This is a genomic window from Streptomyces sp. NPDC051104 (assembly GCF_040682835.1).
In the GTDB taxonomy this organism is placed as follows: Bacteria; Actinomycetota; Actinomycetes; order Streptomycetales; family Streptomycetaceae; genus Streptomyces; species Streptomyces cynarae.
In genome coordinates this window covers 1-2198 of record NZ_JBFBBS010000118.1, presented here as the reverse complement: position 1 = coordinate 2198, position 2198 = coordinate 1, and the positions used below count along the sequence as shown (strand labels likewise).

Genomic DNA, 2198 nt, shown 5'->3' with positions numbered 1-2198 from the left:
ATGCTGTGACCTGCGGCCACCGTCTCGTCGTTTGTCCACACAACTCACGATGATCAACGGTGGCCGCACCCGTCTCCGCACCCGGCCCGACCAGCAAGATCACGATCTACAGCTGGAGTACTAACCGGTGCTGGGTGGCGGACTTCACCCACGTGAAAACGTGGTCCGCGACCGTCTACGTCGCGTTCGTCGTGGACACCTTCTCCCGCCGGATGGTCGGCTGGTCCGCGGCCACCGTGAAGGAGACCGTCTTCGTCCTGGACGCCCTGGAGATGGCGCTGTGGCAGCGCGATGATGACCAACAGCCCGATACAAACAGGTGAGTTGATCCATCATTCGGATGCCGGGTCGCTACTTGGGTTCAAGGAGTCGTCGCAACACTGCTGCTCTGAAGCGACTGTAGTTGCTTGTTGAGGACCTCGGCGGGTGTTCGCCAGCCGAGTGTCTTGCGGGGGCGTCCGTTGAGGGCGGCGGCGACGGCGTTCAGGTCGTCACGGCTGTGCCGGCTCAGATCCGTTCCTTTGGGAAAGTACTGCCGCAGCAGCCCGTTCGTGTTCTCGTTCGTGCCGCGCTGCCAGGGACTGTGGGGGTCGGCAAAGTAGATCTCCAGGCCGGTGTCGACGCGGAGTTGAGCGTGTTGAGACATCTCCGAACCCTGGTCCCAAGTCAGCGACTTGCGCAACTGAGCGGGGAGTTCGGTGATCGTGGCCGCGAGGGCGTCGCGCACGGCCTCGGCGCCGTGGCCGGCCAGCGCCGGGCCGTTCTTGGCGCGGAGACCTCCGTGACCGGGCATGGGCGGCAGGTGCAACAGCATCGTGAAGCGCGTGGTGCGCTCGACCAAGGTGCCGATCGCGGAGCTGTTCAGGCCGATGATGAGGTCACCTTCCCAGTGCCCGGGCACCGCCCGGTCCGCCGCTTCCGCAGGTCGCTGGGCGATCAGGACTTCCTCGGTGACGAACTTCTTCCCCTGTCCACGGGCGCGGGCGCGCGGGACCCGCAGCGCGCGCCCGGTGCGCAGGCAGGCTACGAGCTCGCGCTTCAGCCCTCCGCGGCCCTGGACGTAGAGGGCCTGGTAGATCGCTTCGTGGGAGATGCGCATGGATTCATCATCGGGGAAGTCGGCCTTCAACCGGTTGGCGATCTGCTCCGGGCTCCAGGAGGTGGCCCAACGGCGGTCCTGACGCCTGGGCCTGTTCCGCCCCTTCCAGGGCGGTGCCGCAGGCCCGGAGACGATCTGCCCGTCCGGGTGCCGAATCTCGCCGGCCAGCCGGTCCTGGACGTACTCGCAAAGACGCGCGCTGCCTGCCAGTTTCGACTGTTTCGGACGCCGTGCGGCCAGCTCAGCCTTCCACTGCGCGGTCGAGGCCCGGTAGGTGAGCTGGCCGTTCCGCGTGGCCGCGTTCCGGCGCAATTCCCGGGAAATCGTCGACGGTGACCTGTCCAAACGGCGCGCGATCTCCCGCACTCCGGTCTGCTGAGCTTTGAGCAGACCGATCTCCTCCCTCTCGGCGAAGGACAGATACCGGTCCGAGACCGGGCTGAGCTGGATCGACGGCATCCCGCCACGCTCCCGGAACCACCGTGTCCCCACAGGAGCCGACACGCCGCACGCTACCGCGGCGTCCTCGCTGGTCAGCCCTTCGGCGATCTTCTTCCAGAACGCACGCTCCACGTCCCGACGGACCGGCGGCCTGCCCGGCGAACGCATCGCCGGACGCCCTGTCACCTTCGTCGTCCACCCTGCCGGACGCCCCATGCAACACCTCCGTGATCAAGGTGTTGCGACAACCGGTTGAATCCACCCAATACACGTCGTTCAAGCTCGCCGAGCATCTTCAGGCCGCCGGCATCGCCGCATCCATCGGCTCGGTCGGCCTACGACAACGCCCTCATGGAGTCGACGATCGGACTGTACAAAATCGAGCTGATCAAGCCGCAGCGGCCCTGGAAGACACTCTCCGAGGTCGAGGTGGCCACCGCCGAGTGGGTCGACTGGTACAACCACCGGCGGCTCCACGGCGAGATAGGCCACATCCCGCTCGCCGAATACGAAGCCAACTACTATACCGAACTCACGAAACCCCAGCTCACAACCACAATCTAAGAGGGCGTTAAGTCCCGTTCCAGATGATCTGGTGTCACCCGTTCGTGGGTGACTGGACGGTTCCGCCCTTGTGTCATGTCGTGTGCATGATGGG

General features: G+C 65.7%; 1 protein-coding gene and 2 pseudogenes. 2 read left to right on the top strand and 1 reads right to left on the bottom strand.

From position 1 onward, the window contains the following. Positions 1-122 precede the first annotated feature (122 nt). Positions 123-290: pseudogene (locus AB0N14_RS39875) on the top strand (DDE-type integrase/transposase/recombinase); the annotation flags it as partial. A gap of 71 nt (positions 291-361) precedes the next feature. Here AB0N14_RS39875 and AB0N14_RS39870 read toward each other — a convergent pair. Continuing rightward, a complete protein-coding gene (locus AB0N14_RS39870) occupies positions 362-1756 on the bottom strand; it encodes an IS30 family transposase (protein ID WP_366030573.1) in 1395 nt (464 codons plus the stop codon). A 101-nt stretch (positions 1757-1857) separates the two neighbouring features. On the opposite strand from AB0N14_RS39870, the pseudogene AB0N14_RS39865 reads away from it, so the two are divergent. Then, a pseudogene (locus tag AB0N14_RS39865) lies at positions 1858-2104 on the top strand (integrase core domain-containing protein); the annotation flags it as partial. Positions 2105-2198 lie beyond the last annotated feature (94 nt).